The organism is Hydrosulfovibrio ferrireducens, assembly GCF_046883345.1.
GTDB lineage: Bacteria > Desulfobacterota > Desulfobulbia > Desulfobulbales > Desulfurivibrionaceae > Thiovibrio > Thiovibrio ferrireducens.
The window spans coordinates 107542-123352 of the sequence record NZ_JALKCW010000020.1 but is presented as its reverse complement, the minus strand read 5'-3'; the positions used below and the strand labels follow the sequence as shown (position 1 = coordinate 123352).

Annotated in this window: 13 protein-coding genes and 1 CRISPR repeat array; of the genes, 2 read left to right on the top strand and 11 right to left on the bottom strand. The window is 55.3% G+C overall.

Annotated features, from left to right (window positions below; all coding sequences use genetic code 11):
* Nucleotides 1-36: 36 nt before the first annotated feature.
* A CRISPR array of direct repeats spans nucleotides 37-2322; the repeat unit is 29 nt; unit sequence CGGTTCATCCCCACGGGTGTGGGGAACAT.
* An 82-nt stretch (nucleotides 2323-2404) separates the two neighbouring features.
* From cas2e to cas3, 9 genes are read right to left on the bottom strand one after another with little or no spacing between them, the layout of a single operon-like run.
* Entirely contained in the window at nucleotides 2405-2704 is a 300-nt protein-coding gene (gene cas2e, locus MWR57_RS09620; protein WP_423124599.1) for a type I-E CRISPR-associated endoribonuclease Cas2e, read from the bottom strand.
* Nucleotides 2685-3608 carry a type I-E CRISPR-associated endonuclease Cas1e gene (gene cas1e, locus MWR57_RS09615; protein ID WP_423124598.1) on the bottom strand — a complete coding sequence of 308 codons (924 nt, stop codon included), beginning with the start codon at nucleotides 3606-3608 and terminating at the stop codon, nucleotides 2685-2687. Before cas1e ends, cas2e begins: the two co-directional genes overlap by 20 nt.
* 3 nt (nucleotides 3609-3611) lie before the next feature.
* Entirely contained in the window at nucleotides 3612-4448 is an 837-nt protein-coding gene (locus MWR57_RS09610) for a BRO-N domain-containing protein (RefSeq protein WP_423124597.1), read from the bottom strand.
* Between the two features lies 1 nt (nucleotide 4449).
* Entirely contained in the window at nucleotides 4450-5058 is a 609-nt protein-coding gene (gene cas6e / locus MWR57_RS09605) for a type I-E CRISPR-associated protein Cas6/Cse3/CasE (protein WP_423124596.1), read from the bottom strand.
* Nucleotides 5045-5725, bottom strand: a complete 681-nt coding sequence (cas5e, locus tag MWR57_RS09600) for a type I-E CRISPR-associated protein Cas5/CasD (protein WP_423124595.1) — start codon at nucleotides 5723-5725, stop codon at nucleotides 5045-5047. Before cas5e ends, cas6e begins: the two co-directional genes overlap by 14 nt.
* A 2-nt stretch (nucleotides 5726-5727) precedes the next feature.
* Nucleotides 5728-6972, bottom strand: a complete 1245-nt coding sequence (gene cas7e / locus MWR57_RS09595; RefSeq protein ID WP_423124594.1) for a type I-E CRISPR-associated protein Cas7/Cse4/CasC — start codon at nucleotides 6970-6972, stop codon at nucleotides 5728-5730.
* 24 nt (nucleotides 6973-6996) lie between these two features.
* Nucleotides 6997-7461, bottom strand: a complete 465-nt coding sequence (casB, locus tag MWR57_RS09590) for a type I-E CRISPR-associated protein Cse2/CasB (protein WP_423124593.1) — start codon at nucleotides 7459-7461, stop codon at nucleotides 6997-6999.
* A gap of 2 nt (nucleotides 7462-7463) precedes the next feature.
* A complete protein-coding gene (gene casA, locus MWR57_RS09585; RefSeq protein WP_423124592.1) occupies nucleotides 7464-8978 on the bottom strand; it encodes a type I-E CRISPR-associated protein Cse1/CasA in 1515 nt (504 codons plus the stop codon).
* Complete coding sequence (gene cas3 / locus MWR57_RS09580) at nucleotides 8975-11623, bottom strand: CRISPR-associated helicase/endonuclease Cas3 (RefSeq protein WP_423124591.1); 2649 nt, start codon at nucleotides 11621-11623, stop codon at nucleotides 8975-8977. The genes casA and cas3 overlap by 4 nt, the downstream gene beginning before the upstream one ends.
* Nucleotides 11624-12093: 470 nt before the next feature.
* Between cas3 and MWR57_RS09575 the strand changes: the two genes are divergently transcribed.
* Nucleotides 12094-12462 (top strand): hypothetical protein, encoded by a 369-nt coding sequence (locus MWR57_RS09575; RefSeq protein ID WP_423124590.1) that lies wholly within the window; start codon nucleotides 12094-12096, stop codon nucleotides 12460-12462.
* A gap of 17 nt (nucleotides 12463-12479) precedes the next feature.
* Entirely contained in the window at nucleotides 12480-13421 is a 942-nt protein-coding gene (locus tag MWR57_RS09570) for an OmpA family protein (RefSeq protein WP_423124589.1), read from the top strand.
* Between the two features lie 448 nt (nucleotides 13422-13869).
* On the opposite strand, the gene MWR57_RS09565 is transcribed toward MWR57_RS09570, so the two are convergent.
* On the bottom strand, nucleotides 13870-14868 hold the full coding sequence (locus MWR57_RS09565) for a tRNA dihydrouridine synthase (RefSeq protein WP_423124588.1): 999 nt from the start codon (nucleotides 14866-14868) through the stop codon (nucleotides 13870-13872).
* Between the two features lie 43 nt (nucleotides 14869-14911).
* Nucleotides 14912-15451 (bottom strand): C-GCAxxG-C-C family protein, encoded by a 540-nt coding sequence (locus MWR57_RS09560; protein WP_423124587.1) that lies wholly within the window; start codon nucleotides 15449-15451, stop codon nucleotides 14912-14914.
* Nucleotides 15452-15811: the final 360 nt, after the last annotated feature.

Genomic DNA, 15811 nt, shown 5'->3' with positions numbered 1-15811 from the left:
ACATAGCCCGGTTGACCACAGTGTGTCTTTAAGCAACGGTTCATCCCCACGGGTGTGGGGAACATACCTGACAGATGCCACCCTGAGAGGGGACAACCGGTTCATCCCCACGGGTGTGGGGAACATAAGAGTGCGCTCGGATTTCACTCCGCCGGCGACGGTTCATCCCCACGGGTGTGGGGAACATGAACGGGGAAAGGCAAAGGATTTTGACAGCGTCGGTTCATCCCCACGGGTGTGGGGAACATCGGTAGAGATTAAACGAACCATGGCCCGCGAGCGGTTCATCCCCACGGGTGTGGGGAACATTACTATCTGGTGGAGAAAAACGTATTGTCCGCCGGTTCATCCCCACGGGTGTGGGGAACATGCCACCCGTTCCCAATCCGGGAGCATCTCCACCGGTTCATCCCCACGGGTGTGGGGAACATTTGATCCGGCATCACTCCAGCCGATTTTGGACCGGTTCATCCCCACGGGTGTGGGGAACATAAATAACCTGGAAATCATAGGCTGATTATGGACGGTTCATCCCCACGGGTGTGGGGAACATAGAGGCGCAAGGCCGTTTGTCTTTGCGTAGACCGGTTCATCCCCACGGGTGTGGGGAACATGACAGGATGCCGTCATAGTTTTTCTCCCGCGCCGGTTCATCCCCACGGGTGTGGGGAACATGCAATGTTTACCGCCACCCCGGCAACCATTATCGGTTCATCCCCACGGGTGTGGGGAACATGCAACTTGAGACTGAATGCGCGTTTCTGGGCTCGGTTCATCCCCACGGGTGTGGGGAACATCAGCGGGTCGAAGGTGGTGGTGAAGTCAGTGCCGGTTCATCCCCACGGGTGTGGGGAACATATCCTCGGCGGCACTATCTACCTGGGCCGTCTCGGTTCATCCCCACGGGTGTGGGGAACATTCCTCCACGCCCACACGGACATGACGGTGGGGCGGTTCATCCCCACGGGTGTGGGGAACATTGTTGTCGCGCCATAAAAGGAAACGGGGGAGGCGGTTCATCCCCACGGGTGTGGGGAACATTCCACGGGCTGATTACTTTTTGTCCTGAGTACCGGTTCATCCCCACGGGTGTGGGGAACATTTCGGCTTCGGTGAGGATCGGCATGGAGCGGACGGTTCATCCCCACGGGTGTGGGGAACATACCACGAGCTAGAAGACGGAAGAGAAGTCGAGCGGTTCATCCCCACGGGTGTGGGGAACATTTTCTCCCGGGTTCGGCCTGATATTACGCTGCCGGTTCATCCCCACGGGTGTGGGGAACATGCGTTTCAGCTTCTCGGAATAAAGAATGTGAACGGTTCATCCCCACGGGTGTGGGGAACATTCAACTGAATACGCCACAGCCGCGTACTACACCGGTTCATCCCCACGGGTGTGGGGAACATCGGTAGCCCCTTTCTCAAGGATGTCGTAGTACCGGTTCATCCCCACGGGTGTGGGGAACATTATTAAGGAGGAAGCAATGGACACCAAGGATACGGTTCATCCCCACGGGTGTGGGGAACATCGCAACCGTGACGGATGATATAAGCGGGGGAGCGGTTCATCCCCACGGGTGTGGGGAACATTTTTCTGGGGTAAGCTCCAGCACCTCGGCCACCGGTTCATCCCCACGGGTGTGGGGAACATATAACGCCGCCAATAACCAGCGGCCCAACGAACGGTTCATCCCCACGGGTGTGGGGAACATACCATCAGCTCGCTCGATGAAGAATCCCGCGCCGGTTCATCCCCACGGGTGTGGGGAACATTCGCTGCAGTCTGACATTGCCACCTGCAGCCGCGGTTCATCCCCACGGGTGTGGGGAACATTTCTTCTGCCGACACCGCACCATCTGCGCCGACGGTTCATCCCCACGGGTGTGGGGAACATTCCTTATTGACCGTTTTCATGGCCGGGATCATCGGTTCATCCCCACGGGTGTGGGGAACATGCGTGTAGCAGGCGGTTGGCTACAAAGCCAGCCGGTTCATCCCCACGGGTGTGGGGAACATTGGGCACAAAATAATTCTTGCAAATGGTTTTTCGGTTCATCCCCACGGGTGTGGGGAACATGTGGCGAATGGATAACGCTCGGCAATCAGCCGCGGTTCATCCCCACGGGTGTGGGGAACATTTGCCCGACCGTGTTCGCGGTCTGGTTGAAAACGGTTCATCCCCACGGGTGTGGGGAACATGGTTTGCGGGTACATCTCTCCGCGTCGTGCAGCGGTTCATCCCCACGGGTGTGGGGAACATTTTTTCGCACGGCAACAAAACCGGGTCGCCTTCGGTTCATCCCCACGGGTGTGGGGAACATACTTCCTCTATCCCTTTGAAAATCCGTTTAATTTTCAAAGAACAAAAAACTACCAACTTTTAGCCTGTTATTTATGATCGTTCTACCCTTCCGTGGCAAATGCCGCTTCAGGCAAAAACGATACAAGCTTTACCCCATCAAACTCAAGAGGTATTCGCCGGTTGGCCCCCAACGTCAAAAAATCGAAACCGGACTCGGTATTGGTTGACCAGCTCATAACGGCATTGCCGTCGGCAATTCCCTCCGCGACGGTCCGCCAGATCATCTCCCGCACCCTTCTGGAAACTTTCCCCACATACACCCCGGCCCGTATCTCCAGCAGCCACACAGCCAGACGCCCCCTGAGGCGATCAGGCGCGTTTTCAACCACGATAACCAGCATCGCCCATTTGCTCCTTGTTGGGTATAGCAGGAGCCACCGATTCCTCGGGGGTAACTGGCGGCGATAGCTCTCCTGCCGCCAAAACCTGCTCAATGGTCGGAATAATACGCTTCAACAGTCCGCTCTGGCGAAAGGCATCCCGACAGGCAAGCCGCACCTCCCGTTCCGGATTCGAAGGGTTCCTGCCCGCAATACGGAATGCCACCGGCACAACGGTTTCAAACTTGAATATATCTCCGATGTCATACACAAAAGATTGCGGTTTACCCGTATGGATGAAACCAACCGCCGGGGCATAACCAGCCGCCAGGATCGCCGCTTCACAAATCCCATACATACAGGCGGTGGCCGAACTGAGGCATCGGTTCGGAAGATCGCCACTGCCCCAACTGGTATGATCATAATTGCGCCTTACCCACGGCACCCTGTATTGCCGGGCCAAAAGTTCATACATCTTGCGCACCCGAACCCCCTCGATGCCCCGCAATTGCTCGACACTCCGCTTTTCCGGCGGCTTTTCATGGAACCGCAACTCGTACATTTTCCGCACCACCTTCAGGCGGGCCGCATCGTCCAACGCCAGCTTTGCCTGATACAGAAGCCTGTCGGCCCTTGCCCCACCAGGCTGCCCCGAGGCATACAGCCGTACTCCCGCTTCTCCGACCCAGACCAAGAGACAACCAACCCGCGAGGCAAGGGTAACGGCGGCATGGGATACCCTGATCCCCGGCTCCAACATCAGGCAGGCCACTCCGCCGACCGGGATATGGGTACGCACCCCGTTTTTATCCACCAGGACAAAGGCCCCGTCAAGAACATCAAGCTGGCCCCGTTCGAGAAACAGAACGGAAACGCGGTCCTTTATAGGTATGGGCTTAAGCGGTGGGAGGATCGGCTCGGTCATGGGCTACCCTTTTTTCTTTCTTGTGAGCCGTTTCCGGCTTTCCGGTTCAGCCAAATAGTTTTCAGGCGTCACCACCTTTCCCCCCGTTTCCTTCTCCAGATTTTCCCGCGCCTCGCCGGCAATCCGCCCACCCTTGCGGGCTACGATTTTGTTCTTGCCAAAGCCCTGGGCATCCTGCCTGCGGGCGATCTCGGTGGTGGCGGCCTCGCCAAGCATGGAAAAAATCAGCTCCAGGTCGGTCATGTGATCGCGCAGATTCTCCCGCTCCAGCCCCTTCAGGTTCTTGTATTCCGAAGGGGTGAGGCCAAAGGCGGCCTTGGAAATTTCAGAGGTCAGGATGGCATACTCAGGTTCCCCGTTGATCCCACGATTTTTCCATTCATCGGTCAGCTCGGCCCGAACAGCGATACCGCGCATCCGCTTTTCGATCCAGGCGTCGGAATACCCCTTGGCCCGGTACAACGCCTTGGTCCGTTTGGTGGCCAGCTCCGGGTCCTCGATTTCCTGAACCCGCTCGTAACCGACCTTGGCCAGCCAGCGCTTGAATGGTTCGGCCTTAGGCGAGGGGATAGACTGGATGATACGAAAGATTCCCTCGGTGTTGGCGCAGTTCGTTGCCCGTTTTTTTCCGTCTGGGGCCACCATTTCAAGTGGGGTACAATTTGTACCCCAGTAGGACTCCAGCTCAGGATCACGCTGTCGCATCTTCTTGATGTACTGGCGAGGGTCGGCACTATCGGTCAATGCCTCGACAACATCAGCAACCGAAAACCACCACTCGTTGTTGTGCAAGGTCCGCCGGATTTCCTTGTTCTTGAAAACAACCAGTTTGTTGTGCATGTCAACACCTCGCCAGCGATAACAGCCCGCAACCGAAGGCTTTGCCGGGGCCGATACCGCTTTGCACCAAGCTTTCCAATTCTGCCGGATCTACAATTGACAAGAGGCCTTGGAAGCAGACCGGCTGAACTTTTCCGACTAACCTCTCGCTTGCCTTGCGGAAGTTCATGGGCGGTCGTTTTTCCACTACAATCGATTCGATCTCTGCGACCCCGCTCAGTTTCCGGATCAGCCATGCCTGCAACTCTTCATCATGAAGCAACGGCACCCGGCACTTCTTGACTCCACCTTCGGCATTCAGACGGCCACCTTCATCGTTGATGGTCTTGACCGGATTGGCCAGTAACTTGAACCTGAGCCGTTGCCCATGCTGCAAGGATAACGGATAAAGCTTGCTACGGAGTAACTGCGCCTCCCGGACTGTCACGACAATCGGCTCACGAATGGACTGCATTAACACTTCGGCGTTCTGCTGCCCGGAATGCTCGACGCGAAAAAGAAAATCCCTCCCCGCATCGGATGCAGACGGAAACAGTTTCCACAAAGTTCTGTGGATTTCGTACGGGTTACGGCAAGCCGCCCCGCTGATCATGACCTCACTCAGAAACATTGGGACCTCCATACACATAGACGTTACGGGTGGCAAATTGGCGGGGCTGCTGGACCAACGGCACGTCACGCAGGCGAATCGTCCGCACCGCTCCCTGCTCTTCGCTGTAGATTGTCCCGCCTACTGGTTCAACCCTCCTTAGTGCTGCCTGAACATTTTCCGCCGCAATCCGGGCCGCAAAGAGTGGCCGGGCCAGTGGACAACTTCGCCTTCCCAGGTATGGCGTAAAGATTGGGGCCTTGACTGCCGGTTCGAGTTCATCAATTTTGATGGTTGCCGACAGCGTACTCCAGATCGCGACGGTGTAGGCAGCATCAAAGAGGTATTCCCGCCAGGTCTGAATCGTTTCATGGCTCTTCAACCCGGAGTAATCCACCCGCGCATCTTGCACCGTGTGATAATCAGTGACCTTGATCATCGGCAATGGGGTCTTGCTCCCGTTGCGTTTCACCAGGAATCGCTCTTCCTTGAGCACGGCAAAACAAACGCTGTCAGCCAATTGCTGAAGCCGCTGCCTGTTGTCACGGCGAATACCGAGACAGGCCCCAAGCAGGCCAAGAAGAGCGCTTCGGGTTGGGAAGTTACCGGATGGGCGTTTCCCCTCGAAGGTATGTTCACCCCACGACTGTATTGGACCCTGCAATTTGAGGATGAGATATTCTCTCATGTCTATCCCTCACCGTTGGAACGTACCCATGTCTTAAGCTCCTCAAGGGTTTTCTTGGGAAGAATATCCGAAGGGACTTCTGCCTGACCAAGGAGAAATTCGCCGCATCGCTCGGTTAACCCATAGCCGCTGTGGACTTGTTGCCAATAAGTATGAAGTGCATTGATTGACGGCTCCTTAAACCCGCTGCCGTTGTAACTCCGAATTGATTTTTCAAAGGCATTGGCCAACGACACCGGAATATCGGAGAAAGAAACCATGGCAAGATCAGCCAAGTTATGCGCGGCAAAGGTCTGCTGCTTGGCAGAGGGGACCACTGTCGCCAGCATGTGGAGCAGGTGGACGGCTATCTCCAGCGCCCGTTCGCGGCTTGCTTTGGTTTCCGGCGATTTCATGTCCGGGAGCAAGCCAAGGTTCACCTGCAACTGTCGGAGATTCAAGCTGGCATAACGGTAAAAGACTCCACTGGAAAACTCCTGAGTGTCGAGATGACCGGAACCCAACTCCTGAAGATCATCCACGGCAGTGAACCAGTCGATATCCGAATCAACGCTATGGGTAGTCAATACATGGGCAACGGCAAGAGAGCCGTCAATAGTTGACATCAAGCCAGCCGTGGCCATGCGCCCGGACAATGCTACATCTACGGCTGACCCAATCGCCTTCAGCAAAGCTTCACGATTGGTTTCGAGCTGCTTATCGATTTTTTTCCCGAAAGCAGCATCAATAAAATTTTCAAGAGGTTTTTTCTTTTTCCCCTTCTGTTTCTCGAACACCTGCTTTGCCTTCTCCTCTTCCTCGGAGGACAATCCTACATCCCTGACCTCCTTGACAATTTGGCAGATAACCTTGAACTCATCCGTTATCCAAGGGGCCACGGCAATTTTCTTGACTGTGCCCTTTTCGCTGTCGCCTTCTTCCTGAATATCATCATCTTCGTCTTCGCTTGATTTCGTTTTTGCAAATCGCTCAAGTGCTTCCTTGATGGTCTCCTCCTTGAACTCATCTCCGAGCTGTTCCAAAAATTCATCTTTCAGCAGTTCAAGATCTCGGCTACGAATGCTCGCCTCTCCGAGATGCTGCCGATAGTATTCGCTCTTGCGGATGGCACGTTTGAGGCTCTGGCTAGAGATGCGGACCCGGCGCTCGCCGCCGAAAACGGCTGATTTCTGCATGTTCATGTCGTCCCGATTGAGACAGGAAGGGCTGTGGGAGATGAGGATGTGGAAATTGATGAAATTTTTCATACGGGTGTGCTCCTTTATATGTTTTCAATCTGTCGGGTTGTTTAGGAAATACTGCTCAAGCAGGTCGCGCTTGCTCCGGTCATTCCAGTACCAGAGCGTCTCCGCTGCCTTCGGCCAGTTGACAATCGGCTCTACCATTTTGAGAATCCTGCGGAATTGCACCATGTCATTGGGCGCGTTGCTGCGAATCACTTGAAAAAGGCGTTTCTCGCTCACCGCTGCCTGGCCACCGCCACGCTTTTTTGCCAGAACAGCGCCGAGGGAAATTAGCTGATCGGTATGGCCTTTGATGCAAGGAAGACAAAAAATTAACCGTTGAACGGCTTCCTTTTCCCACTCCTTACTGCCCATACCGCTGAAGAGCCGGTAGAAAGCCGGAATCTCCAGTAATTCAGCAGGGCTGTTCACCCGCCGCAACTCGGCTCGTGGGCCGGGCGCCAACTGTTTCCATTTCTGATACAGTCTCATGAAATCATCCGTTCGTTCCATTGTCACTCCTCCCCATCCTGTTGCGGTTTAAGTGCTTTCAGGTGTTTTCGTAACGTATTGCGTGAAATTGCCATGGTTCTAACCAACTCCGGATCGTTCAAGTAAGGACGGACCGAATTCTCGAAAAGTTCAATATCGAGCAACCGCAGCCTCTCTCCCATTGCCAACAGCACCGGCGCCGGGTTGGCAAAATCGATACTCGCTAAGCTATCGAGCACGGTATCTTCAGTACGGCGGTAAAATTGTTCTTTTGCCACCTCATGCACTGATACCCCCGCGCCCTTAACTTTTGACCCCTTGGCATCTTTAAATCCATTGGAGAATACGAACAACGCCTTGTTCAGTGCATCGCGGTAACCGATAGCCAACCCAACAAGTTCATGTACAACACCGGTCTTGCTGCTCCAGCCGTCATTGAGAAATATTATTTCGTGGCGGCGCTCAATGATTGACGCTTGGTTGTTTCGATAACCACCGATGTTCAACCTGAGGCTCTTTATGACTCCCTGAGCTTGCCGAACAACGGCGGAGGGCTCCTGTCCTTCATTCCTGCCATCAATCTGACGTTGAACGACAAAACGGCTCAACTGCGTCCAGGCCGGGGCCGTAGTGGTGAAAGAGACGAATTTTTCTTCACGCACCCCATTCTTGACTTTGGCTATCCTCGCCCCGTGAGGATGTGGCCAAAGATCAGTTATTGTGTAGTTGAATTTGGCCTTGTTAAACCGATCACACAATCTCTTCGCGACAAAGCCACAGCAACTGCAGGATTGCTCACCATCGGAAGCAAGAAGTTCTATATGCGCCGGCTGCCAAAAAAGTCCCCGCAGCAAGCCGATTTTCTGGGCAGGTACAACTTCTCCAGCCTTGAGAGGTTCGATCCAGCTTGGCCGCTGTTTCTTAGTTTCCTGATGCCAAGGGAAGTTTTCAATTATCTTGTCTTCACTGAGAACATTGAGCCAGAGCGTTTGTCGGAGATGTTCCCCTTGTACCAACGTTGTGACCGGAGCACCCCCACGCAGACTCCCTTTGAACCCCCCGCCAAAACTGGGTGCATTACTAGCTTGGTTAAACAATGCAATAGCCGCGCATCCTTCACAGAGACATGCGGCAAGCCCAGGCTCATTGACGAAGCAACTGTTGGTCGCTCCGGTCACCCCAGCCAGCAGCTTGTCCATGGGGGTAAATTCCTTGGCTTTAACTCCCCGCACCTGCATGAACGGGTAGTCTGGATGGTCGAGCCGGAACCAGTCCTGAAAGGGCGCACATCCGGAATCAAATACCTCTGGTGACATGGGTGAAACTATCCGCTGCTTCAGCTCCCCAACATCTTTTGGGGTAAAAATTACCTGGGCCATACAGACGAGCATCTGCAAGGCCGCAAGCTCCATGTCGTCACGCGGCAGGCACAATTCCCAGTGGCCATCCTCGCACAGCAGCCGACTCAGCGTTATCTTCTCCGGTCGCCCTGCTGGCAGGAGGCGGACAGGTATCCAAGGTTCCGTCAACAGGTTCATTTCATCCTCTCCAGTCCGGTATCTTGCCGATACCGAAGAATCTTGTTTTTCCCCTCCATAACATAACCCTCCTCCTGTTTATGCATTTCCAGCCAATAGCGGCCTTCGTCATCCTTCTCCGTCAGTTCCCGCAACCAATAGCCCCAGCGAGCAGGGACATTGATGCTGTTCATGGCCAACGCTTCAGCCCGGTGAAAATCATCCAGAACAGCTACCACTTCACCGTCGAGCAGCTGCCGCCCCTGATGGGAATCGACAAACGGAATCACCGTCAGTCCCATCTCGCCCTCACGGGTAAGAGCAGTCACTGCCTCGTCGGTATCGGCAAAGGGATTCATCGCTGAATCGATTTGCTGTCTCGCCTTGCACCGTGAGACAAAGAGTTCGTCACAGAACATCCCATGAGCGTTCGTTATTGATTTCGGCTCATCCGGCCACGACTCTTCCTGATAGACCGCCTCGATCCACTCCCGATAGGCCACGGGGAAAACAATTTTCTCCTCAGGAGCAGCGGCAAGTCTTTGCTCCGTGCGCCAAAGCACACGGGTGTTTCCGTAGATCTTCCCGGTATAACCGTAGTCCCCATCCAAGGACAGCAGGACTGTGCAAAACGGTTCTGTAAAACCCTTCGGGCGAGTATCGCGTCTATGGCGGTGCAGCCTTCCCAACCGCTGAAAGAGTAAATCTACCGGACAAAGCTGAGTAACGATCCAGTCAAAATCGACATCGAGCGACTGCTCGACCACCTGCGTTGCCACCAGTATCCTTCCTATATCGCGATTACCCAGGGGGCCAAAAAGATTGATGATCTTTCCTTCAATGGTCTGCCGATCCTTAAAACGAAACCGGGAGTGAAAGAGATCAACCGGGGCCGTTGTCGTTGCACGCAAAAGGCTGGCGACCCGCTGCGCGTCATTGACCAGATTGCAGATGACCGCCACCTGCGCCCCTCCATCTGCCGCCATGGCGATGCGCTGAAGGAGAGAATCGTCCAGCTCCAATTTGCTGGCCCGCAGACATTCAATCCCCACCTCGTTGCTCGCTTGTTGCTCATCTTTTCTGAGCGAAAAACATATCGGTTCAGCCGCGCCGACCCAGGTGATCAGTGGGTAGGGTGTGGCTTTGTTACCGTTGCCCCCACAGCCAGGCTGCCATACTTCACAAAGTTGTTGTTTCTGGGCGGCTGGCAGAGTTGCCGACAAAAGTATGGCCGAGGCCCCAGCGCCACACTGCTGCCGCAACACCTCTTCGAGCAGGCCGTACATGTAAGCATCGTAGGCATGAACCTCATCAACAATCAAAACACTGCGGCCAACACCGAAACTCCGCACAAAGCGGTGTTTGACCGGCAACACGGAGATGAGCACCTGATCGATAGTGCAAACGCCGATCTGGCCGAAGAAGATCCGCTTGCGACTTTCCGCCAGCCATGAACTGCATTGCACCCAGCCGTCTGGCTCGCTGGTATCAGCCAGCCCCTTATATTTGAGTTGCGAGAAGTCCTTGTTGAAGCGAGCCGAGCCGTGGGCCAACAGCAGGTTTGGCGACTCATCAAAAAGTTTGCCCGCCAGTTTTTCCAAGCGCCCCAACATAGCATTCGCGGTGGCTTGAGTCGGCAAGGCAAATATTAGGGAATCAGCCAACCCGGTCGCCAGCAAACGCCAGGCATACGCAAGAGCAGCCTCGGTCTTGCCGGAACCGGTTGGTGCCTCAATAACGGTCAGGCCGGGTTCAAGCGGCAATTCGTTAATTCTGGCTTGCAAAGGACGCGGGTTGACCGAGGCCGGAAGTAAAGATCTTACCCCGTCGTAACTCCTGGCTGCTCCCTCAATACCCGATTGTTTAAAGACACGACGGGCATCCTGCGTAAACTTTCGCTCGAAATATTCCTTCAGCGGTTCCGGGATTTGCTGGAAGGTAAAATTGATTTCATCACACCGTGAGGCAAGCCAGTCAGCCACGGAACATAATCCGGCCATCATTGGTGATAAAACAGGAGGGAAGTCATTGATCGAGAGCGCTACCGGTTGGAGGTAGAGTTTTTCAAGCGCCGTCAACCAATCACGGCGTGCTATTCGATCAACCTCGGCAAATCGACTATCGCAAATTGACGGCAACGCAGCATCGGCAACATATTCCGCCTTTTTTATATGCCCGTGGTGACCGGCTACTGCCTCGATCCAAGATTTGCACGTCAGCCATTGCGAAGGCTCACACTCATCTATGAAAAGGGTATTTGGGGGTTTATCGCAGCCTGAGATTGCAAAAAAATCCTGCTTGAACCATGACAATCCGTTTTCGCCGTGTCGGTAGCTCAGACAATCGAATTGCGACGGAAGTGGCAACCCACGTCCGGCAAGAGGGTGAAGTAATTGCCAAACGGCGGGAACCTTGTGCTGAAAACGAAGGTCAAACTTTCCGTAATCATGGAGAGTGGCAAAAAAGAGCACCCAGGCCCGCATCTGCTCTTCTGGATATTTGGCACCATCACAAAAGCTACGACGGATCGCCGGGCTGGCATTCCACCAGACTGCCACCACAGCCGCCACATCCAAGCAGTGATAGGGAAGGAGGTGATAACGGATCGGCTTGCCTTCTTCGGCCTTTTCCGCCTTCCCCCAATATTTATAGTAGGTGGCAACCATAGATGGCCCTCTTCTTTAAAGCACAAAATCCCTGTCAGGATTCACAGTATTGCACCCCGAAAGTTCCGGCAAGAAACAAAGGGATTCCCCGTAGTTTTTCCGTATCCCGAGGCCGGAAATTTCCCCGACCATGTGCAGAGCATACCACCCCACCTGGGACAAATGGTGTCCTAGATGGGCAAAAAAAATGAGACCAGCCGAGGGGAGTTACGAAAGGCGGGAGACAGCGGGAAACCCAGGGAGCCGAAAATATACCTGATATGTCAGTGATCTTCTGACATATCAGGAAACAGGGCCATTCCCCCTTCCGCCTTTCCTTAAGATTATCACTTCCGGCAAGCCAATGTTTCCGGCAGGATAAGAACTTATATTCATCCAAGGACATTCCTGGCACGCATTCTGCTCTACCATAGCGGGACAAAGAAGATTCAATGATCCAACCAGGTATTCAAGGACAAAAGGAGGACTCAATGAGACAGGAATTACAGATCGGGAAAATGATGGTTGCCGTAGCCTTTGTGGCCACGGCACTTGTCTCGGGATGCGCAAAAAACGTCCCGCTACGGACGGAATCCACAACTTCTGGAATCCGTGCCGCCGAGGAAGCCGGGGCGACCAAAGTTCCGCAGGCCTCACTTCATTTGCAATTAGCAAGGGAAGAACTCGAACTTGCCAGGGGTCTGGCGGCAAAGGGCGAGAAGGAAGAGGCCGCGTCCATGCTGTTGCGGGCCGAAGCTGACGCAGAACTGGCTCTGGCGCTCTCCCACGAGGATGCCCAAAGGGTGGAGGCCCAGACAGCACTGGAGCGCGTTCGTCAACTCCGGAAAGACAACCAATGACCCCAAAGGAGACTTTTATGAAAACACGACATTTTTTGATCCCAATTATCTCCGCCGCCCTGGTTGCCGGCTGCGCAACCGTGCCGCCCATTGAACTGACCAACGCCCGTTTTGCGTATCAACAGGCGAGCGAGGGAGATGCCAAACAACTGGTGCCGGCGGAATTACACAAGGCGAAGGAATCGCTCAATCTGGCGGAACAGTCATTTAAGGATGATTCAGACTCCCAAAAGACCAAGGATCTTGCTTATGTGGCCCTGCGCAAATCCGAGCAGGCGATGGCTCTCGGGGCAACAGCCGCCAGCAAGGCAAGGGAGGAGAAAGCGGAAGCTGATTTTGCTCAGAAGCAGACCGCCATCGTCAAGCAGGGCAAGCAGGATTTGAGCGACGCCGAGAAACAGACCGCCGATGCGCGGGCTGAACTCGACAAACAGGCCGCGGTCCAGGCTGCCAAAGACCAAGCTGACGCCGATTATCAGCGGCAGCAGGCCGAAATCGCCAAGGTAAAGCAGGATTTGAGCGACGCCGAGAAGCGAAACGCCGCCGCTCTGGCTGAACTCGCCGCCATTGCCGCAGTCAAGGAAGAGCAACGCGGTCTGGTCGTCACCCTCTCCGGTGGAGTCCTCTTTCGCTCCGCCGAGGCGACCTTAATGCCTTCGGCGCTGGCCAAGCTTGATCAGGTGGGCAATGCTCTGCAATCGGTCCGGACGCGTAACCTCCTTGTTGAAGGGCACACCGATTCCCAGGGGTCCGGTTCGTATAACCAGGGTCTCTCCCAGCGTCGGGCCAATGCGGTCCGCGATTACCTCGTCCGGAGAGGATACCCGGCCGATCGCATCCAGGCCCGCGGCATGGGTGAGGACACCCCCATCGCCAATAATAATTCTCCCGAGGGACGCGCCAACAACCGCCGGGTAGAGATTGTCATTGAGCGTGAATTCCCGGCATCCAACCCGTAGGCTGGAAAATAATATTTCAGAGGGAATGGGGGCATTCTTCGTCAAGAATATCCCCATTCCCTCTTGTGGACCGATCAAATAATCTGAGGGGAATTATGAAAGGAGTAAAGAGAGGGGAATCGCCCAGAGTTTATCCCCCAGCCGGACCGGGGTGGTACCGTTATAGGCCAGGATACCGGCGGGACAATGGGGGGGCGGGCGACAAACGTCTTGAGGCTTGCCAGATCCTCTTTTTCCCAGCGGGCGGAACCCTTGACCTCTATGGCCAGACAACGGTTTTGGGCCTCGACAAAGTGCTGTTCTAGTCATGACCCATAACAATAATTCAATACGAAAATGACAGGTGTCGAAAAGGAGCCATGGAACAGCCGGGAAGAACAGATGGATTACAAAGTCAGCCGGACGGCCTCATCGACATGAAAATACAGAGTTGCGAGCAGCTCTCCGCTCAGTGATCCCCGGCAGGCGCCTCGCTCTTGGCCAAAAAGGCGCAGGCCCTTTCCCTTGCTTGCGCCAGGGAACTACTGGATTGCACAGCCGAGGCCAAATGATGCCCAAAGGGATAGTTCTTGGCAAAATAATGGGTGAACTCCTTGAGACGGCCCAAGCGCCGCTCCGGCAAAAAACTTTCCTCCAGCAGCTCGATGAAGCGCAGGTAGAGCGCCATTTTATTCAGCACCGGCACTTCCACGGCAAGGCCGTACACCTCGCGGGCAAGCTCGGCAAAGATCCAGGGTCGGATCGCCGCACCCCGGCCGATCATGAGGCCGTCCGCCCCTGATTGGGCCAGGCAGTTTTTGGCGTCCTCCACCGAAAAAATCCCGCCGTTGGCCACAACCGGGATATTCATCCAGCCTTTCACCTTGCCGACCCATGGCCAGCGCGGCTTGCGCACGAACGGTTCGCCCCGGAGCCGGGCATGCACGTTCAGCAGATCAATCCCCTCTCCCTCCAGCATCCGGCAGAAATCGCGCAGTTTGTCCTCATCCAGGGTCTCGCCCAGCCGGATCTTGGCGGTAAGGGGCAGGTCGGTCTGCTTTCTGGCCGCCGCCACCAGAGCCCGCACCAGGGCGGGTTCATCCATGAGGCGGCTGCCCGCCCCCATGCGACGCACAGTTGGGGCCGGGCAGCCCAGATTGAGATCGATGGCCTCTGCCTGCAATGCGTGCAGTTTGGCAATCGCAGGGGCGACCTCCTCCACCCGGCTGACCAGCAGTTGATACGAAAGGGGGATTTCCTGGGGGGCACGGACCAGATAGGGGGAGAGGGCCGCGTTTTCCATGGGCAGCCGCTTGGCGGAGAGCATCTCGGTGGACAACAGGCCGATGCCGCCTTGCTCCAGAATGAGCCGCCGCAGGGCGGAATGGGTGAGTCCGGCCATGGGGGCCAGAAAGAGCGGGGGGGAAATTTCCAGACCCTTCAGCCGGATGGATTGCACCTTATCCATGGAGGGCTTTCCGGCACATTTTTTTAAAAAAACAGAACATGATTTATTCCCGGCCCAGCAGTTTTTTGGCCAAAGCCCCGACCTTTGATTCCCGAGTGGTGAGAAAATCCAGATCAAACTTGCTCGCCAACTCCGGCCGCTGCGTAAGAATCAATTCCGCCGCGATCTCGGCCCCGCCCACGGTCAGTTCCTTACAGGTGGCGCCGTTCTTTTCCTTGCGCCGCCTGAGCAGCACCCGGCAGCAGGTGGCGGTGAAGCGGGCCCGGAAACGGTCGTGCATCTCCTTGGCAACCTTTTCAAACTCCTTGGCCTTCATTCCGCCGGGTTGCCGCGGCCCGAGAAAAAGGCTGATGGCGACCTCCGCCCCGGCCAACGCGCCGCAGGTGCAGCCGGCACCGCCCATGCCGTGGCAGAAACCGGAGCCCAGGCGCACGGCCATCTCAGGGCTGAGATCGCCGCGAAACCCCTGATTGATGACGACAATCACCGTTTCGGAGCAGCAGTAGCCCCGGGCTGAAAAAATGTTGGCCGCTCGTTGGCCGACCAGCTCAACAATGCGGGGTGTGTTTTCCTGATTTTCCATATGTTCTACCCATGACTAAAGATAAAAGGCGCGCAAAAGAACAAAATCTCCCAACTACAGGTGCTTCGACAGGCTCAGCACGAACGGAAAGAGTCAATGAACTCAGGACAACTCCCGTTCGTGCTGAGCCTGCCGAAGGGCTCTTTTTTACGCATCCACAAAAGATCCCAGATCCGAACCATCCCACCCTTTCCACAAACCACCCCATATACCACAAAAGGGTGACCGGATCATCCACAATCCCGGTCACCCTTTTGCTTTGCGCCTGCTTCTTTTGCCTATTTTTCACTTCCGGCCAGTACTGTCCGGTTGTTCTTGTGCATTCGGCATCTTCCCCCTCTCCCTATCCCTCTCCCGCGA

What these genes read in the sequence shown, in the direction of transcription:
- casB (WP_423124593.1), bottom strand. Translation starts at nt 7,461, where the DNA reads ATGGAACGAACGGATGATTTCATGAGACTGTATCAGAAATGGAAACAG.
- MWR57_RS09570 (WP_423124589.1), top strand. Translation starts at nt 12,480, where the DNA reads ATGAAAACACGACATTTTTTGATCCCAATTATCTCCGCCGCCCTGGTT.
- cas1e (WP_423124598.1), bottom strand. Translation starts at nt 3,608, where the DNA reads ATGACCGAGCCGATCCTCCCACCGCTTAAGCCCATACCTATAAAGGAC.
- MWR57_RS09560 (WP_423124587.1), bottom strand. Translation starts at nt 15,451, where the DNA reads ATGGAAAATCAGGAAAACACACCCCGCATTGTTGAGCTGGTCGGCCAA.
- cas2e (WP_423124599.1), bottom strand. Translation starts at nt 2,704, where the DNA reads ATGCTGGTTATCGTGGTTGAAAACGCGCCTGATCGCCTCAGGGGGCGT.
- cas6e (WP_423124596.1), bottom strand. Translation starts at nt 5,058, where the DNA reads ATGTTTCTGAGTGAGGTCATGATCAGCGGGGCGGCTTGCCGTAACCCG.
- MWR57_RS09610 (WP_423124597.1), bottom strand. Translation starts at nt 4,448, where the DNA reads ATGCACAACAAACTGGTTGTTTTCAAGAACAAGGAAATCCGGCGGACC.
- cas3 (WP_423124591.1), bottom strand. Translation starts at nt 11,623, where the DNA reads ATGGTTGCCACCTACTATAAATATTGGGGGAAGGCGGAAAAGGCCGAA.
- MWR57_RS09565 (WP_423124588.1), bottom strand. Translation starts at nt 14,868, where the DNA reads ATGGATAAGGTGCAATCCATCCGGCTGAAGGGTCTGGAAATTTCCCCC.
- cas7e (WP_423124594.1), bottom strand. Translation starts at nt 6,972, where the DNA reads ATGAAAAATTTCATCAATTTCCACATCCTCATCTCCCACAGCCCTTCC.
- cas5e (WP_423124595.1), bottom strand. Translation starts at nt 5,725, where the DNA reads ATGAGAGAATATCTCATCCTCAAATTGCAGGGTCCAATACAGTCGTGG.
- MWR57_RS09575 (WP_423124590.1), top strand. Translation starts at nt 12,094, where the DNA reads ATGAGACAGGAATTACAGATCGGGAAAATGATGGTTGCCGTAGCCTTT.
- casA (WP_423124592.1), bottom strand. Translation starts at nt 8,978, where the DNA reads ATGAACCTGTTGACGGAACCTTGGATACCTGTCCGCCTCCTGCCAGCA.